This window comes from Luteibacter sp. RCC_6_2, from assembly GCF_041360655.1.
GTDB lineage: Bacteria > Pseudomonadota > Gammaproteobacteria > Xanthomonadales > Rhodanobacteraceae > Luteibacter.
This window is the reverse complement of sequence record NZ_JBFUPQ010000007.1, coordinates 136,929-150,220: the sequence shown is the minus strand read 5'-3', so window position 1 is coordinate 150,220 and position 13,292 is coordinate 136,929. Positions and strand designations below refer to the sequence as shown.

Here is a 13,292-nt window from a genome sequence, read left to right as displayed (position 1 = left end):
GCGACATGTCATTCAACACCATCCCCGAGATCCTCGAAGACCTGCGCAATGGCCGCATGGTCGTGATCCTCGACGACGAGGACCGCGAGAACGAAGGCGACATCGTGATGGCCGCCGAGAAGGTGCGGCCGGAAGACGTCAACTTCATGGTCCGCGAGGCCCGTGGCCTGCTCTGCCTCACCCTTACCGAGCAGCGCACGCGCCAGCTCGGCCTCAAGCCGATGGTCAGCGACAACAGTTCGCCGTACCACACCAACTTCACCGTCTCGATCGAGGCGGCCGAAGGTGTCACCACCGGCATCTCGGCGCACGATCGTGCGCATACCATCCAGGTGGCCGTGGCGAAGGAGGCGAAGCCCGCCGACATCACCATGCCCGGGCACATCTTTCCGCTGACCGCGCAGCCGGGCGGCGTGCTGACCCGTGCCGGACACACCGAAGCCGGTTGCGACCTGGCGGCGCTGGCCGGTCTCGAACCTTCCTCGGTCCTGATCGAGATCCTGCACGACGACGGCTCGATGGCCCGCCGCCCCGAACTCGAGGTGTTCGCCGCGAAGCACGGGTTGAAGATCGGCACCATCGCCGACCTGATCCGCTATCGCCTGGAGACGGAGAAGACGGTCGAGCGTGTCCATGAGGAAGACGTGGAGACGGAGTTCGGCGCCTTCCGCCTGGTCGCCTTCCGCGACCAGATCCGCCATGGATTGCATTTCGCCCTGGTCCGCGGCGACGTGGCCGACGGCGAGCCGGTACTGACGCGGGTGCACGTGCGAAACACGCTGTCCGACGTGCTGCACCTGAAGCGCGACGATCTCGGCCAGACCGTGACCGACGCGCTGCGCCGCATCGACGCGGAGCGGCGCGGTGTCCTGCTGGTGCTTTCCGGCGAGGATACGCCCGACGCCTTGCTGGCACGGCTCAAGCGCGACCACGCACCGATGCCGTCACCGAAGGACGACCAGGAATGGCGCCAGTTGGGCCTGGGCGCACAGATCCTCGCCGAACTCGGGGTCACCCGCCTGCGCGTGATGGGTACGCCGCGCAAGTTCGTCGGTATCACGGGTTTCGGCCTGGAAGTGGTGGAGCAGGCGGGCTGATGCGAGGCCTCGGGTTGCGAAACGACGCCCCACCGCTTATTGCTAGTCCTTTCCTCGACGACGCCCCGCATGCCGCCCAGCTATGACATCCGCCTGATCGCCCCTTCCGGCTATCCGCACAATCCCGATGCCATGCGGCGCGGCATCGCCCGCCTCGAGGCGGCCGGCCACCGGGTCACGGGCAAGGGGGTCCTGGCGCGGCGCGACCTGCGTTTCGCCGGCACCGATGCCGAGCGTGCGGCCGACCTGGATGCGTTCGCCGATCCCGCCCTTCCGCTGCCGGACATCGGCCTGGCGACCCGTGGTGGCTACGGAGCCCATCCGCTGTTGCCGATGCTTGACTACGAAGGCATCGGCGCGCGGCTGCGCGGCGCACCCATCGCCCTGGTCGGGCACAGCGATTTCACCGCCCTGCAGTGCGCCCTGTATGCGAAAAGCGGCGTCGTCACCCTCGGCGGGCCCATGCTCGGGGCGGATTTCGGCGCGAGCGAACTCGATGGCCTCACCTGGGACCATTTCTGGCACACGCTGGCCAGCGACGAGGTCCATGCTGAATGGGTCGCTCCGCTGACCGAGGACATGGCCGCCAGCGGCACGTTATGGGGTGGCAACCTGGCCATGCTCGCCGGCCTGGCTGGTTCGCCCTACTTTCCGGCGATCGAGGGCGGCCTGCTCTTCGTCGAGGACGTGGCCGAGCCTCCGTACCGGGTGGAGCGCATGCTCTACCACTTGCTCCATGCCGGCGTGCTGGGCGCGCAAAAGGCCTTGCTGGTGGGCGACTTCACCAGCTACCGCGTTTCCGAGTACGACAACGGCTACGACCTCGACGTGGCGCTGGAACGTATCGCCGCGGTGGCGGGTATCCCTGTCGTCCGAGGGCTGCCGTTCGGCCATGGGCCGGCCAAACTCACGTTGCCGTTCGGGGCGCCGGGCCGCCTCGCGGTCGCCGCCGGCCGCGCCACGCTCGATTTCACCGGCCACCCCAGGCCGAAAACCCCGTAAAATGTCCGGTCGCGCGGCGGCCGATTCGCCACAGGATTACCTGCATGAAGATCATCGAAGGCGATTTCGCCACTCCCAAGGGCCGTTTCGCCATCGTGGCCGGCCGCTTCAACGCATTCGTCGTGGAGCCGCTCGTCCAGGGCGCGCGTGACACGCTGGTCCGTCACGGCGTGAAAGACGACGCCATCGACCTGATCCGCGTACCCGGCGCATGGGAAATCGCCCAGGCCGCCTACAAGGTCGCCGGCTCGGGCAACTACGCCGCCGTGCTCGGCCTGGGTGCGGTGATCCGGGGCTCCACGCCGCATTTCGACTACGTCGCCGGTGAAGCCGCCAAGGGCCTCGGCCAGGCCGCCTACGCCTCGGGCGTGCCCGTGTGCTTCGGCGTGCTGACCACCGACAGCATCGAGCAGGCCATCGAGCGTGCCGGCACCAAGGCGGGCAACAAGGGCGCCGACGCGGCGATGGTCGCCATCGAGATGGTCAACCTCTATACGAAGCTCGGGAAATGAGCAGCCATCCTCCGCACGGCATCGACCTGGCCGCGCGTTCGCGCGCCCGCCGCCGCGCCCTGCAGGCGCTTTATGCCTGGCAGGTGGGCGGCAGCAAGATGACCAGCGTCATCGAACAGTTCCGCCACGAGCAGGACATGGAAGTGGCCGACCTCGAATACTTCGAGGACATCCTGCGCGGCGTGGAGCAGCACGTTAAGGAACTCGATGACGGCATCAAGCCCTTCGTCGACCGCGAGGTCGCGCAGATCGACCCGATCGAGCGCGCGGCGCTGCGCATGGGCGCCTACGAACTGAAGTACCGCCCGGACGTACCCTATCGCGTCGTCATCAACGAGGCGGTGGAAGCCACCAAGCGTTTCGGCGCCGATCACGGCCACAGCTATGTGAACGGCGTGCTGGACAAACTCGCGACGCATTGGCGTACCGCCGAAAAGCGATCCTAGCGACACCCTGTGGGAAGCGCGCTGGCGCGCTTCCCACCGTCCGCCCTGATTCGCTCCTGAAGGGAAACGCATGGAATTCGACCTGATCGAACGTATCCGCCGGCATACGGAAGTCCATCGTGACGACGTGATCGAAGGCATCGGTGACGACGCCGCCGTCGTCGCGGTGCCCACCGGCCGCGAACTGGCCATCGCCGTCGATACCCTCATCGAAGGGGTGCATTTCCCGCCCGGCACGTCTGCGGCCGACATCGGCTGGAAGGCGCTGGCGGTGAATCTTTCCGACCTCGCCGCCATGGGCGCCACGCCAGCGTGGGCCTTGCTGGCCCTCACCACGCCCGGCGGCGACGAGGCCTTCTTCGATGGCCTGGCCAGCGGTTTCGCCGAACTGGCCACGCCGTACCGGCTTGCTCTCATTGGCGGCGACACCACGCGCGGCCCCCTGACCGTGACGGTCGCCGTGCATGGTTTCACGACGCCGGGCGAAGCCTTGCTTCGTTCGGGCGCACGCGTGGGCGACGTGGTCATGGTCACCGGTACGCTGGGCGATGCGGCCGCCGGCCTGCGCTGCCTCGCCGAGGCGGACGCCTCGCCCTATGCCGTCCTGGTCGACCGGCTCAATCGGCCGACGCCGCGCGTTTCGGCCGGGCAGGCGCTGCGCGGCATCGCCACCGCCTGCGTCGACATCTCGGATGGACTCGTCGCCGACCTGGGCCATATCTGCATGGCCAGCGGCGTGGGTATCGACATCGAGGCTCCGTTGTTGCCACGCTCGTCGGCGTTGCTCACCCATTTCACCGAAGCCGACGCGCTGGATTTCGCGCTCGGCGGTGGCGACGACTACGAACTCTGCTTCACCGTGCCGGCCGACCGCGCGGGCGAACTGTCGAGCACGATGGCGCGCCTCGGCTGTGGTGCCACGCGCATCGGCCGCGTCGTGGAAGGCAGCGGCGTGCGCGTGCTCGACGAGCGCGGCGGCGTGCACGAGCCATCGCGCACCGGCTGGAACCATTTCGCCGCATGAGCACGAAGTATGTCCTCGATCCCGCCGATCGACGCCGCCTGCTCGCTTCGCCGGCAGGTTGGATCGCCTGCGGTTTCGGCTCCGGCCTGACACCGAAGGCGCAGGGGACGTTCGGTTCGCTGGCGGCGATCCTTCCCTGGTTGCTTCTGCGCGATCTGCCGTTATCCGCCTGGATCGCCGTCATCGCGGTGGCCTTCGGCATCGGCGTATGGGCTTGCGATGCCGCCGGCCGCCTCCTCGGCGTGGCCGATCATCGCAGCCTGGTCTGGGACGAATTCGTCGGCCAGTGGATCGCCTTGCTGCCTGCGCTGTTCGCGCCGTGGTGGGCGGTGGCGGCGGGTTTCGTCCTGTTCCGCGTCTTCGACGTGTGGAAGCCGTGGCCGATCGCCTGGTTCGACCGGCGTGTGAAAGGGGGGCTCGGCGTCATGCTGGATGACGTGATCGCGGGTATCGTCGCCGCCATCGTCTTGTTCGCGATCCTCCATTTCGCCCACTAGGAATTCGCCATGGAATACCGCCGCCTCGGCTCGACCGGCCTCCAGGTCTCCGCACTTTCCTACGGTGCCTGGGTCACCTTCGGTCGGCAGGTGGGCCGCTCGCAGGCGCGCGAACTCATCGCGCTCGCCTATGACCATGGCGTCAATTTCTTCGACAACGCGGAAACGTACAACGCCGGCGAAGCCGAACGCCTGATGGGCGACGTCATCGCCGACCTGCGCCTGCCGCGCGATGCGTACACCGTGTCGAGCAAGGTCTACTTCGGTGCGAGCGAGCAACCGAAACCGACCCAGCGCGGCCTTTCGCGCAAGCATGTGTTCGACGCCTGTCACCAGGCCCTCGAGCGCCTGCGCGTCGATTACCTCGACATGTATTTCTGCCACCGCGCCGATCCCGATACGCCGGTGGAAGAGACCGTCCTGGCGATGGATACCCTGATTCGCCAGGGCAAGGTGATGTATTGGGGTACCAGCGAGTGGCCGGCGGCCGCGATCGAGGAAGCGCATCGCGTGGCGCGCGAGCGGAACCTCATCGCGCCATCGATGGAGCAGCCTCAGTACAACCTGTTGCACCGCGAGCGGTTCGAGCGGGAATACGCCCCGCTGTACGAGCGTTACGGCATGGGCACCACGGTCTGGTCGCCGCTGGCCTCGGGCCTGCTCACGGGCAAGTACAACGATGGCGTGCCGGACGATTCACGACTGGGCCATCCCGATTACGCCTGGTTGCGCGAGGCCTTGCTGGAAGACGATGGCGCGCGCCTGAAGACCGTGCGCGCACTCGCGCCGATCGCGGCCGACCTGGGTCTTCCGCTTGCACGTTTCGCGCTGGCCTGGTGCCTGAAGAACCCGCACGTCTCGACGGTGATCCTGGGCGCGAGCAAGACCGCGCAGCTGGAAGAAAACCTCAAGGCCCTCGATGCGCTACCGTTGCTCGACGACAGCGTCATGCGCCGCATCGAAGCCGTCCTGCCCCCCGCCTGAGCCAACCTGGTGGGAGCCGACCCTGTCGGCGATACGACGCCTGGTGGGAGCCGACCTTGTCGGCGATCCCGCGGCAGCGGGCCAGGTCGAGGCAAGCACCCATCGCCGACAAGGTCGGCTCCCACAAAAAACCTCCAACAGCCTCATTGGCAGTCCCGGGCGAATTACAGTCCTGTGGGAGCCGCTTCAGCGGCGATCCCGCGGCAGCGGGCCGGTCCGAGGCAAGCACCCATCGCCGACAAGTCGGCTCCCACCAGTGCCCCGTACCCACCAGTGGCCGGCTTCGGCCGCGGCTCTCTCAGATGTCGCCGTAGAGGGCTTGCAGGGCGGCGATCGCGGCGAGTCCGGCGGTCTCCGTGCGGAGGATGCGTGGGCCGAGTTTCAAACCAAGGAAGCCCGCCGCCGTAAGGGCCGCGCGATCACGCTCGCCGAAGCCGCCTTCCGGCCCGATCGCGAGGATGGCTGCATCGCGCAGGTCGAGTTCGCCGGGACGCTTGCTTCCTTCCGGAAGCAACGCGAGCCGTGGAGTCGCATCGCCACCGAGCGATGCCAGCCACGCCGACAAGGGCAGTGCCGGAACGATCGTGGGAACGCGGGCGCGGCCCGATTGTTCGCATGCGCTGGCGGCCACCGCGCGCCAATGGACGAGGCGTTTTTCCGCGCGCGCCGGATCGAGCTTCACCTCCGATCGTTCGGTGAGGATGGGCACGATGCGGGCGATGCCGAGCTCGGTCGCCTTCTGCACGATGAGGTCCATCTTCTCGCCACGGGCGACGCCCTGGGCGAGCGTGAGCGCGAGGGGGGACTCGTTGGCGACCACGCGGCCTGCGCCGACCGAGGCGACGACCTCGCGCTTGCCCACGCCGACGAGGGTGGCGTCGTATTCCATGCCATCGTCGCCGGAGAACAGCACCACGGGCGCGCCCACGTCCAGTCGCAACACGCGGGCCACGTGCTCTCCCGCCTGGGCGGGGAGGGTGATCTCCTGGCCGGCGGCCAGGGCAAGGTCGACGTGGATGCGTATGGTGCGCATGTTGTGTCTCGTGTCACGGAATGTGCATTGTAGCCAGCCACACGGCCCGCTATCGTCCATGGGGTTCTCCAGGAGCCGCCCATGCCGATCGCTTGGTACTTCGATTTCGTCTCGATGTTCTCCTGGCTGCAATGGCAGTCGATCCGCGAACTCGCGGAACGGCGCGAGGTGTCCCTGCGGCCGATCCTGTTCGGTGCGCTGCTCAAGGAAATGGGCCAGCGTGGCCCGGCGGAGATTCCGCGCAAGCGCGAATTCACCTACCGCTATGCGCAATGGCGTGCGCGGCAAGCCGGCGTCCCGCTGCGCTTCCCGCCCACGCATCCGTTCAATCCGCTCCCGGCCTTGCGCCTGTGCATCGCGGCGGGGACCAGCGTGGAGGCGGTAGGCGCCATCTTCGAATGGATATGGGCGCACGGACGCCCGGCCGATACGGCCGAGGCACTCGAACCGCTGGCGGCGTCGCTCGGAATAGCCGACGTGCGCGCCGCACTGGCCGCGTCCGAAGTGAAAGCCCGGCTGCAGGCCAATTTCGAAGAGGCGATGCGTCAACAGGTGTTTGGCGTGCCCACGCTCGCCATCGGCGACGAACTGTTCTGGGGCGCGGACGCCCATGCCTTCGCGATGGACTACCTCGCCCATCCGGACCTGTTCGCGGATGGCGAGATGGACCGCCTCGGCCACTTACCGGTGGGTTTGTCGCGCGTCTAGGCCACCGCTTTCGCGATGCCCGCGATCGCGGTGTCGACCATGAAGTCGATCTCCGCCTCGCTGACCACGTAAGGCGGCATGAAGTACACCACGTTGCCCAGCGGCCGCAGCAGCGCGCCGTGCTCGAGGCCGTGGCGATATACGCGAAGACCTCGGCGCTCGGCGGCGGCGAAAGGCCTGCGCGTGGCCTTGTCGGCGACCAGTTCGATCGCGGCGATCATGCCGGTCTGGCGCACGTCCGCCACGTGCGGATGGTCGGCCAGCGGCGCGATGCGCGAGGCCATGTGCGCGGCCAGGACGCGATTGCGTTCGAGCACGGGATCGTCGCGGAATATCGCGAGGGTGGCGGTGGCCGCGCGGCAGGCGAGCGGGTTGCCGGTGTAGCTGTGCGAGTGCAGGAAAGCCTTGCCGGCGGCGTACTCGGCATAGAAGGCCTGGTAGACCTCGTTGGTGGTGAGCACGGCGGAAAGCGGAAGGAAGCCTCCCGTAAGTCCTTTCGACAGGCACATGAAGTCCGGCGAGACACCGGCCTGTTCGCAGGCGAACAGGGTTCCCGTCCGGCCGAAGCCGACGGCGATCTCGTCGGCGATGAAGTGCACGTCGAACTCATCGCACAGCGCGCGCAGGCCCTTGAGGTACGACGCGTCGTACATGCGCATGCCGCCGGCGCATTGCACCAGCGGTTCCACGATGACGGCGCAGGTTTCGTGCGCGTGGCGTTCGAGCAAGCGGCGCATCTCGCCCAGGCGGCGCGTGGCGATCTCTTTCGCCGTTTCGCCGGGTTCGCCTTCGTAGGTGTCCGGCGAGGGCGCGAGTTCGGGCGTCAGCAGCAGGGGGGCGTAGGTCTTGCGATAAAGCGCCACGTCGCTGACGGAAAGCGCGCCCAGGGTCTCGCCGTGATAGCTGCCGGTGAGGGCGATGAAACGGGTCTTCTCGCCGTGGCCTCGATTGAGCCAGTAGTGGAAGCTCATCTTCAGCGCCACCTCGATGGCGGCGGAGCCGTTGTCGGCGAGGAAGACGCGCTCCAGCCCCGCCGGCGTGATCCGCACCAGTTCCTCGGCCAGTTCCACCGCGGGCTCATGGGTGAAGCCGGCGAAGATGACGTGCTCCAGGCGGTCGAGCTGGTCTTTCAACGCCCCGGCGATACGTGGCTCCGCGTGGCCGAAGAGGTTCGTCCACCAGGAACTGACGGCGTCGAGGTAGCGCTTGCCGTCCGCGCCGACCAGCCATGCCCCTTCGCCGCGCACCACGGGTACCATGGGCAGGGTTTCGTGGTCGTGCATCTGGGTGCACGGGTGCCAGAGGACGGAAAGGTCGCGGGCGACGAGCGCGTCGGCGGCCGGGGAAGCGAAAAGGGCGTCGGTCATCCGCCCATCATCGCCCCGTGCCCCCCGGTCCTCAAGTCGAGAGGTGAGGTGATGGTTTGAAGTGGTTGCGTTGGACGGCCCTGCTCGTCGCCTTGCTGGCCGTCGCCGCGGGGCTTTCCTACTGGTTCCTGCCGGCGAGCGTCGCCGTGCCGTTCGCGGCGCGGCGTGTCCATGGCGTGGTACTCGACCAGCTCTCGGGCACCCTGTGGAATGGCCGCGCGGGGCGCGTGGCGATGGCCGACGGCCGCGAACTCGGCGCCGCCACCTGGCGGCTCGGCCGGGACGCGATCCTCGGACGCACGCACCTGGATGTCCGCCTGGATGGCGGTGCCGGGCGTTTCGCCGGTCATCTGGAAAGCACCGGCCGCGACAACGCGACCTGGAGCGGCGTCGATTTCCGGATGGATGCCGGCGCCCTGGCCGGACCGGCTTTGCCGCCCGGTCTGGTGCCGGTGGGTGTGGTGGAAGGGCGGATACCGCGTGCCGAACTCCAGGGTAACTGGCCGGTAGCCCTCGATGCCGACATCGCATGGCGCAAGGCCGCCGTGCGCACTCTCGAAGGCTATGTCACCCTCGGCGACATCGAACTGAAAGCCGCGAGCGAGGGCGGGGTGCTGCGCGCCACGCTCGCCGACGACGGCTCGGGCTCGCTGGCGGTGAACGCGGCACTGGCCGCCACGCCGCTGGGCTGGCGTATGGAAGGCAAGCTGGTTCCCCGCATCGCCGACAGCGCGTTGTCGCATCTCATCGCACGTTTCGGCCCCGTAGGCCGCGACGGTTCCGTCAACCTCCAACGCAAGGCGGGGCTGGCGCCCTCGATCACACCATGACAGACATCCTCGACAAGGCGCTCGCCGCCGCGCGCGACGCCGCCGGAGCGGCCGCCGAGATCATCCAGCATTACTGGCGCGCGGGCGTGGACGTGATCGTGAAGGGCGACGACACGCCGGTCACCGTCGCGGACCGCGAAGCGGAGATGGCGATCCGCGCGATCCTCGCCAAAGCCCTGCCGGAAGCCGGTATCTATGGCGAGGAATACGGCGCGGACGACACCTCGCGCGAATACCTGTGGCTGGTGGACCCGCTGGACGGAACGAAGAGCTTCGTCCGCCGCACGCCGTTCTTCTCCACGCAGATCGCCCTGATGCATCGCGGCGAACTGGTGCTGGGCGTCTCCTCCGCGCCCATCTACGGCGAGCGCATGTGGGCGGTGCGCGGACGTGGCGCCTTCCTCGACGGCGATCCCGTGCGTGTGGCCTCGACGGCGACGATGCGCGAGGCATCGATCTCCACCGGCAACGTGAAGACCCTCACGATGGATGCACGGTGGGACGTGTTGGGCGCGATGATCCGCGACAGCAATCGTATCCGCGGCTATGGCGATTTCTGCCATTACCACCTGCTTGCCCGGGGCGGTCTCGACCTGGTGATCGAATCCGACCTGAACATCCTCGACATCGCCGCCCTGGCGGTGATCGTCCGCGAGGCCGGCGGCGTGTTCACCGATCTGGACGGCGCCGCGCCCGGCCTGGACACGCGCAGCGTCCTTGCGGGCACGCCGGCCATTCACGCCGAGGCGCTGGCGCGACTCACCGGCGCTACAATCGGCCGATGAACAAACGCCCGACGATCCTCGCGACGCGCGACGCGCCCGACAGTCCCCTCCGCCGTGCGGAAGAGGTCGACCTCGAGTTCTCCAACGGTGAAAGGCGCACGTACCAGCGCCTGAAAGGCAGCGGCTTCGGCGCCGTGTTGATCGTCGCGATGCGCGATCCGGAAACGGTGCTTCTCGTGCGCGAATACGGCGTGGGCGTGGACCGCTACGAACTGGGCGTGCCCAAGGGCCGCCTGGACGGTGACGAGACGACGGAGCAGGGCGCGAATCGCGAACTGAAGGAAGAAGTCGGTTACGGGGCGCGCAAGCTGAAGATCCTCGGCACGCTGTCGCTGTCGCCCTCGTACATGACCCACCTCGCGCACGTCGTGCTCGCGGAAGACCTCTTCCCCGAGCGACTGCAAGGCGACGAGCCCGAGGAACTGGAAGTCGTTCCCTGGCGAATGGACAAGCTGCACGAACTGCTCGCGCGCGACGACGTGACCGAAGGCCGCTCGATCGCCGCGCTGTTCATGGCCCGCGAATACCTGGCCGGGCGGTATCGTCCCGCATGAGCGTATCCCCGGCAGCGTGGCTCGATCCGGTCTGCGCCATCGCGCGACAGGCCGCCGAGGCGATCCTTGCGGTGTATGCGCAGGATTTCGAAGTCATCTGCAAGGACGACGATTCCCCCGTGACCGCCGCCGACCTCGCCGCCCAGCGCGTCATCGAGGAAGGCCTGCATCGGCTGGCTCCCGGCGTGCCGGTGATCTCCGAGGAGGCGCTCGCCGCGCCCTGGGCCGAACGGCGTACCTGGCGACGCTATTGGCTGGTCGACCCGCTCGATGGCACGCGCGAATTCGTGAAGCGCAACGGCGAATTCACGGTGAACATCGCGCTCATCGAAGACCATCGCACCGTGCTCGGCGTGGTGCTCGTCCCGGTGACGGGCGACCTCTATGCCGCCGCCCGCGGCGAGGGTGCCTGGCGGCAGGCTTCGGTCGACGCGCCGCGCGAACGCATACGCACGCGCCGCGCCGACGGCCTGCTGAGGGTCACCGGCAGCCGCTCGCACGCGGGTGGCCGCAGCCTCACGCTGCTCCATCGCCTCGGCGACCACGAGACCTTCGTGCTCGGCTCCTCGCTCAAGTTCTGCGTGATCGCGCGGGGTGACGCGGACATCTACCTGCGTCTGGGTGCCACCTCCGAATGGGACACCGCCGCGGCGCAATGCGTGCTCGAGGAAGCCGGTGGCGCCGTGCTCGACCTGGCCGGCCGACCGTTTCGCTACAACACGCGCGATTCGCTCATCAATCCCGAATTCATCGCCTGTGGCGATACCTCGGTCGATTGGGCGGCGCGGCTGGTCGATCCGGAGGACGCCACGTGACGCGTCCGGTGGACGACCTCATCGCCATCATGGCGCGCCTGCGCGATCCGGAGAATGGTTGCCCCTGGGACGTGAAGCAGAGCTTCGCCACGATCGCGCCGTATACGATCGAGGAAGCGTACGAGGTGGCCGATGCGATCGATCGTGGGGACATGCACGACCTGCGCGATGAATTGGGCGACTTGCTGCTGCAGGTCGTGTTCCATGCGCGCATGGCGGAAGAGGTAGGGCATTTCGCTTTTGGCGATGTCGTCGAAGCGATCTGCGACAAGATGCAGCGGCGTCATCCGCATGTGTTCGGCGACGTCACGCATGCCAGCGACAGTGCGCGCTCGCGCGATTGGGATCGCCTGAAGGCGGAGGAGCGCGCGGCCAAGGGCGCCGACGATACCAGCGCGCTCGCCGGTATTTCGCGCGGGCTGCCGGAATGGCAACGCGCGGTGAAGCTGCAGAAGCGCGCGGCGAACGTGGGCTTCGACTGGCCGGACCACCGGCCGGTGCTCGACAAGATCGAGGAAGAGATCGAGGAAGTCCGCCACGAATTCGAGAACGGTGCCGACGAGGAACGCCTGGCCGATGAAATCGGTGACGTGTTGTTCGTCGCGGCGAACCTCGCGCGGCATGCGAAGGTCGACGTGTCGCGCGCGCTGCGTGGTGCGAACGCGAAGTTCGAGCGGCGCTTTCGCGCGATGGAGGCGCTCGCCGCGATGGAAGGACGTGAGCTGGCGTCGTATTCGTTGCAGGAGCAGGAGATGCTCTGGCGCCGGGTGAAGCGCGAGGCAGGCTGACCGCCATGTGGGAGCCGATTTATCGGCGATCCCGCGGCAGCGGGCCAGGTTACGGCAAGCACCCATCGCCGCTGAAGCGGCTCCCACAACAGCTTCGGGCAGGCCAGCTTAGAGATAGGCCTGTGGGGAGATAGACCTGTGGGAGCCGACCTTGTCGGCGATCCCGCGGCAGCGGGCCAGGTTACGGCAAGCCCCCATCGCCGCTGAAGCGGCTCCCACAGGGGGGCTCGCGGTATCAAAGCTGCCAAAAGAAAACGGGGCCTCGCGGCCCCGTTTCTCCTTACTTCGAAGCAGCCGACTTATCGGCCATTCGCTGCGCCATGCGCGCCTTGAACTGCTCCATCTCCTGGTGACGCTTCTGGTCCTGCGCGAGGTTCTCGTCGAGGCTCTTGCGCATCGTGGCGATGGCGGCGTCCGGATTCTGCGGCTGCATCTGCGCACGCGCCAGGTGGCGGTACACGTAATCGCGGACCATCGGGTTCTGCGACTTGGCGAGCACGTCGTTGTAGAGCGCCGGCAGTTCCTTGCTGCGACCGGAAACCACGTACAGGCGTTCGAGGGCACGAAGGTCGCCGATGACGCCGGAGCGGGCCATGCCGTCACCATGACGGCCCCAGCCACCATGCTCGCCACGACCGTGGTCACGGTCGCCGTCGCGGCCCCACTTGTGGCCCTGTTGCGGGCCGGCCGGCTGGCCTGCGGCCTGGGCCGCCGGAGCGTTGGGAGCCTTGGGGGCGGCATCCTGCGCGAACGCGAAGGCGGCCGAACCGGCAAGGAGAAGGGAAGCGGCACTGGCGAGAAGGGTCTTGCGTTGCATAGGGTGATCTCCCGGTTGGACTTGCACGGGGAA

At 67.9% G+C, this 13,292-nt stretch carries 16 protein-coding genes; 13 read left to right on the top strand and 3 right to left on the bottom strand.

Features of this window, described 5'->3' with window-relative positions; translation table 11 throughout:
• Positions 1 to 5: 5 nt before the first annotated feature.
• The 7 genes from ribBA to AB6730_RS09785 all read left to right on the top strand — a co-directional run bounded on the left by ribBA (position 6) and on the right by AB6730_RS09785 (position 5,562).
• On the top strand, positions 6 to 1,097 hold the full coding sequence (gene ribBA / locus AB6730_RS09815) for a bifunctional 3,4-dihydroxy-2-butanone-4-phosphate synthase/GTP cyclohydrolase II (protein WP_371023431.1): 1,092 nt from the start codon (positions 6 to 8) through the stop codon (positions 1,095 to 1,097).
• A 69-nt stretch (positions 1,098 to 1,166) separates the two neighbouring features.
• Positions 1,167 to 2,099: a muramoyltetrapeptide carboxypeptidase gene (gene ldcA, locus AB6730_RS09810; RefSeq protein WP_371023430.1), complete on the top strand. Its 933-nt coding sequence runs from the start codon at positions 1,167 to 1,169 to the stop codon at positions 2,097 to 2,099.
• Positions 2,100 to 2,143: 44 nt separating this feature from the next.
• Positions 2,144 to 2,611, top strand: coding sequence for a 6,7-dimethyl-8-ribityllumazine synthase (ribE, locus tag AB6730_RS09805; RefSeq protein WP_306849701.1), 468 nt, complete (start codon positions 2,144 to 2,146; stop codon positions 2,609 to 2,611).
• Entirely contained in the window at positions 2,608 to 3,057 is a 450-nt protein-coding gene (gene nusB / locus AB6730_RS09800) for a transcription antitermination factor NusB (protein WP_371023429.1), read from the top strand. The genes ribE and nusB overlap by 4 nt, the downstream gene beginning before the upstream one ends.
• Before the next feature lie 70 nt (positions 3,058 to 3,127).
• Positions 3,128 to 4,081: a thiamine-phosphate kinase gene (gene thiL, locus AB6730_RS09795; protein ID WP_371023428.1), complete on the top strand. Its 954-nt coding sequence runs from the start codon at positions 3,128 to 3,130 to the stop codon at positions 4,079 to 4,081.
• The gene (locus AB6730_RS09790; RefSeq protein ID WP_371023427.1) at positions 4,078 to 4,578 is read left to right on the top strand and encodes a phosphatidylglycerophosphatase A; all 501 of its coding nucleotides are present in this window, start codon (positions 4,078 to 4,080) and stop codon (positions 4,576 to 4,578) included. Before thiL ends, AB6730_RS09790 begins: the two co-directional genes overlap by 4 nt.
• A gap of 9 nt (positions 4,579 to 4,587) precedes the next feature.
• The gene (locus AB6730_RS09785; protein WP_371023426.1) at positions 4,588 to 5,562 is read left to right on the top strand and encodes a potassium channel beta subunit family protein; all 975 of its coding nucleotides are present in this window, start codon (positions 4,588 to 4,590) and stop codon (positions 5,560 to 5,562) included.
• A gap of 298 nt (positions 5,563 to 5,860) precedes the next feature.
• Here the strand turns inward: AB6730_RS09785 and AB6730_RS09780 are convergent, their stop codons facing one another.
• Entirely contained in the window at positions 5,861 to 6,595 is a 735-nt protein-coding gene (locus AB6730_RS09780) for a 16S rRNA (uracil(1498)-N(3))-methyltransferase (protein ID WP_371023425.1), read from the bottom strand.
• Positions 6,596 to 6,676: 81 nt separating this feature from the next.
• On the opposite strand from AB6730_RS09780, the gene AB6730_RS09775 reads away from it, so the two are divergent.
• The gene (locus AB6730_RS09775; protein WP_371023424.1) at positions 6,677 to 7,303 is read left to right on the top strand and encodes a 2-hydroxychromene-2-carboxylate isomerase; all 627 of its coding nucleotides are present in this window, start codon (positions 6,677 to 6,679) and stop codon (positions 7,301 to 7,303) included.
• Here AB6730_RS09775 and AB6730_RS09770 read toward each other — a convergent pair.
• Complete coding sequence (locus tag AB6730_RS09770; protein ID WP_371023423.1) at positions 7,300 to 8,670, bottom strand: adenosylmethionine--8-amino-7-oxononanoate transaminase; 1,371 nt, start codon at positions 8,668 to 8,670, stop codon at positions 7,300 to 7,302. The genes AB6730_RS09775 and AB6730_RS09770 overlap by 4 nt on opposite strands.
• Before the next feature lie 56 nt (positions 8,671 to 8,726).
• Here AB6730_RS09770 and gspN point away from each other — a divergent pair, with 56 nt between their 5' ends.
• The 5 genes from gspN to mazG are packed head-to-tail and all read left to right on the top strand — an operon-like array spanning position 8,727 to position 12,442.
• Positions 8,727 to 9,500 (top strand): type II secretion system protein N, encoded by a 774-nt coding sequence (gene gspN / locus AB6730_RS09765; protein ID WP_371023422.1) that lies wholly within the window; start codon positions 8,727 to 8,729, stop codon positions 9,498 to 9,500.
• The gene (locus AB6730_RS09760) at positions 9,497 to 10,285 is read left to right on the top strand and encodes an inositol monophosphatase (RefSeq protein ID WP_371023421.1); all 789 of its coding nucleotides are present in this window, start codon (positions 9,497 to 9,499) and stop codon (positions 10,283 to 10,285) included. The genes gspN and AB6730_RS09760 overlap by 4 nt, the downstream gene beginning before the upstream one ends.
• Positions 10,282 to 10,839, top strand: coding sequence for an ADP compounds hydrolase NudE (gene nudE, locus AB6730_RS09755; protein WP_371023420.1), 558 nt, complete (start codon positions 10,282 to 10,284; stop codon positions 10,837 to 10,839). The genes AB6730_RS09760 and nudE overlap by 4 nt, the downstream gene beginning before the upstream one ends.
• Entirely contained in the window at positions 10,836 to 11,654 is an 819-nt protein-coding gene (gene cysQ, locus AB6730_RS09750) for a 3'(2'),5'-bisphosphate nucleotidase CysQ (protein WP_371023419.1), read from the top strand. Before nudE ends, cysQ begins: the two co-directional genes overlap by 4 nt.
• Positions 11,651 to 12,442 carry a nucleoside triphosphate pyrophosphohydrolase gene (mazG, locus tag AB6730_RS09745; RefSeq protein WP_371023417.1) on the top strand — a complete coding sequence of 264 codons (792 nt, stop codon included), beginning with the start codon at positions 11,651 to 11,653 and terminating at the stop codon, positions 12,440 to 12,442. Before cysQ ends, mazG begins: the two co-directional genes overlap by 4 nt.
• 280 nt (positions 12,443 to 12,722) lie before the next feature.
• Here mazG and AB6730_RS09740 read toward each other — a convergent pair whose 3' ends face one another.
• Positions 12,723 to 13,259 (bottom strand): hypothetical protein, encoded by a 537-nt coding sequence (locus AB6730_RS09740; RefSeq protein ID WP_371023415.1) that lies wholly within the window; start codon positions 13,257 to 13,259, stop codon positions 12,723 to 12,725.
• Between the last annotated feature and the right edge of the window lie 33 nt (positions 13,260 to 13,292).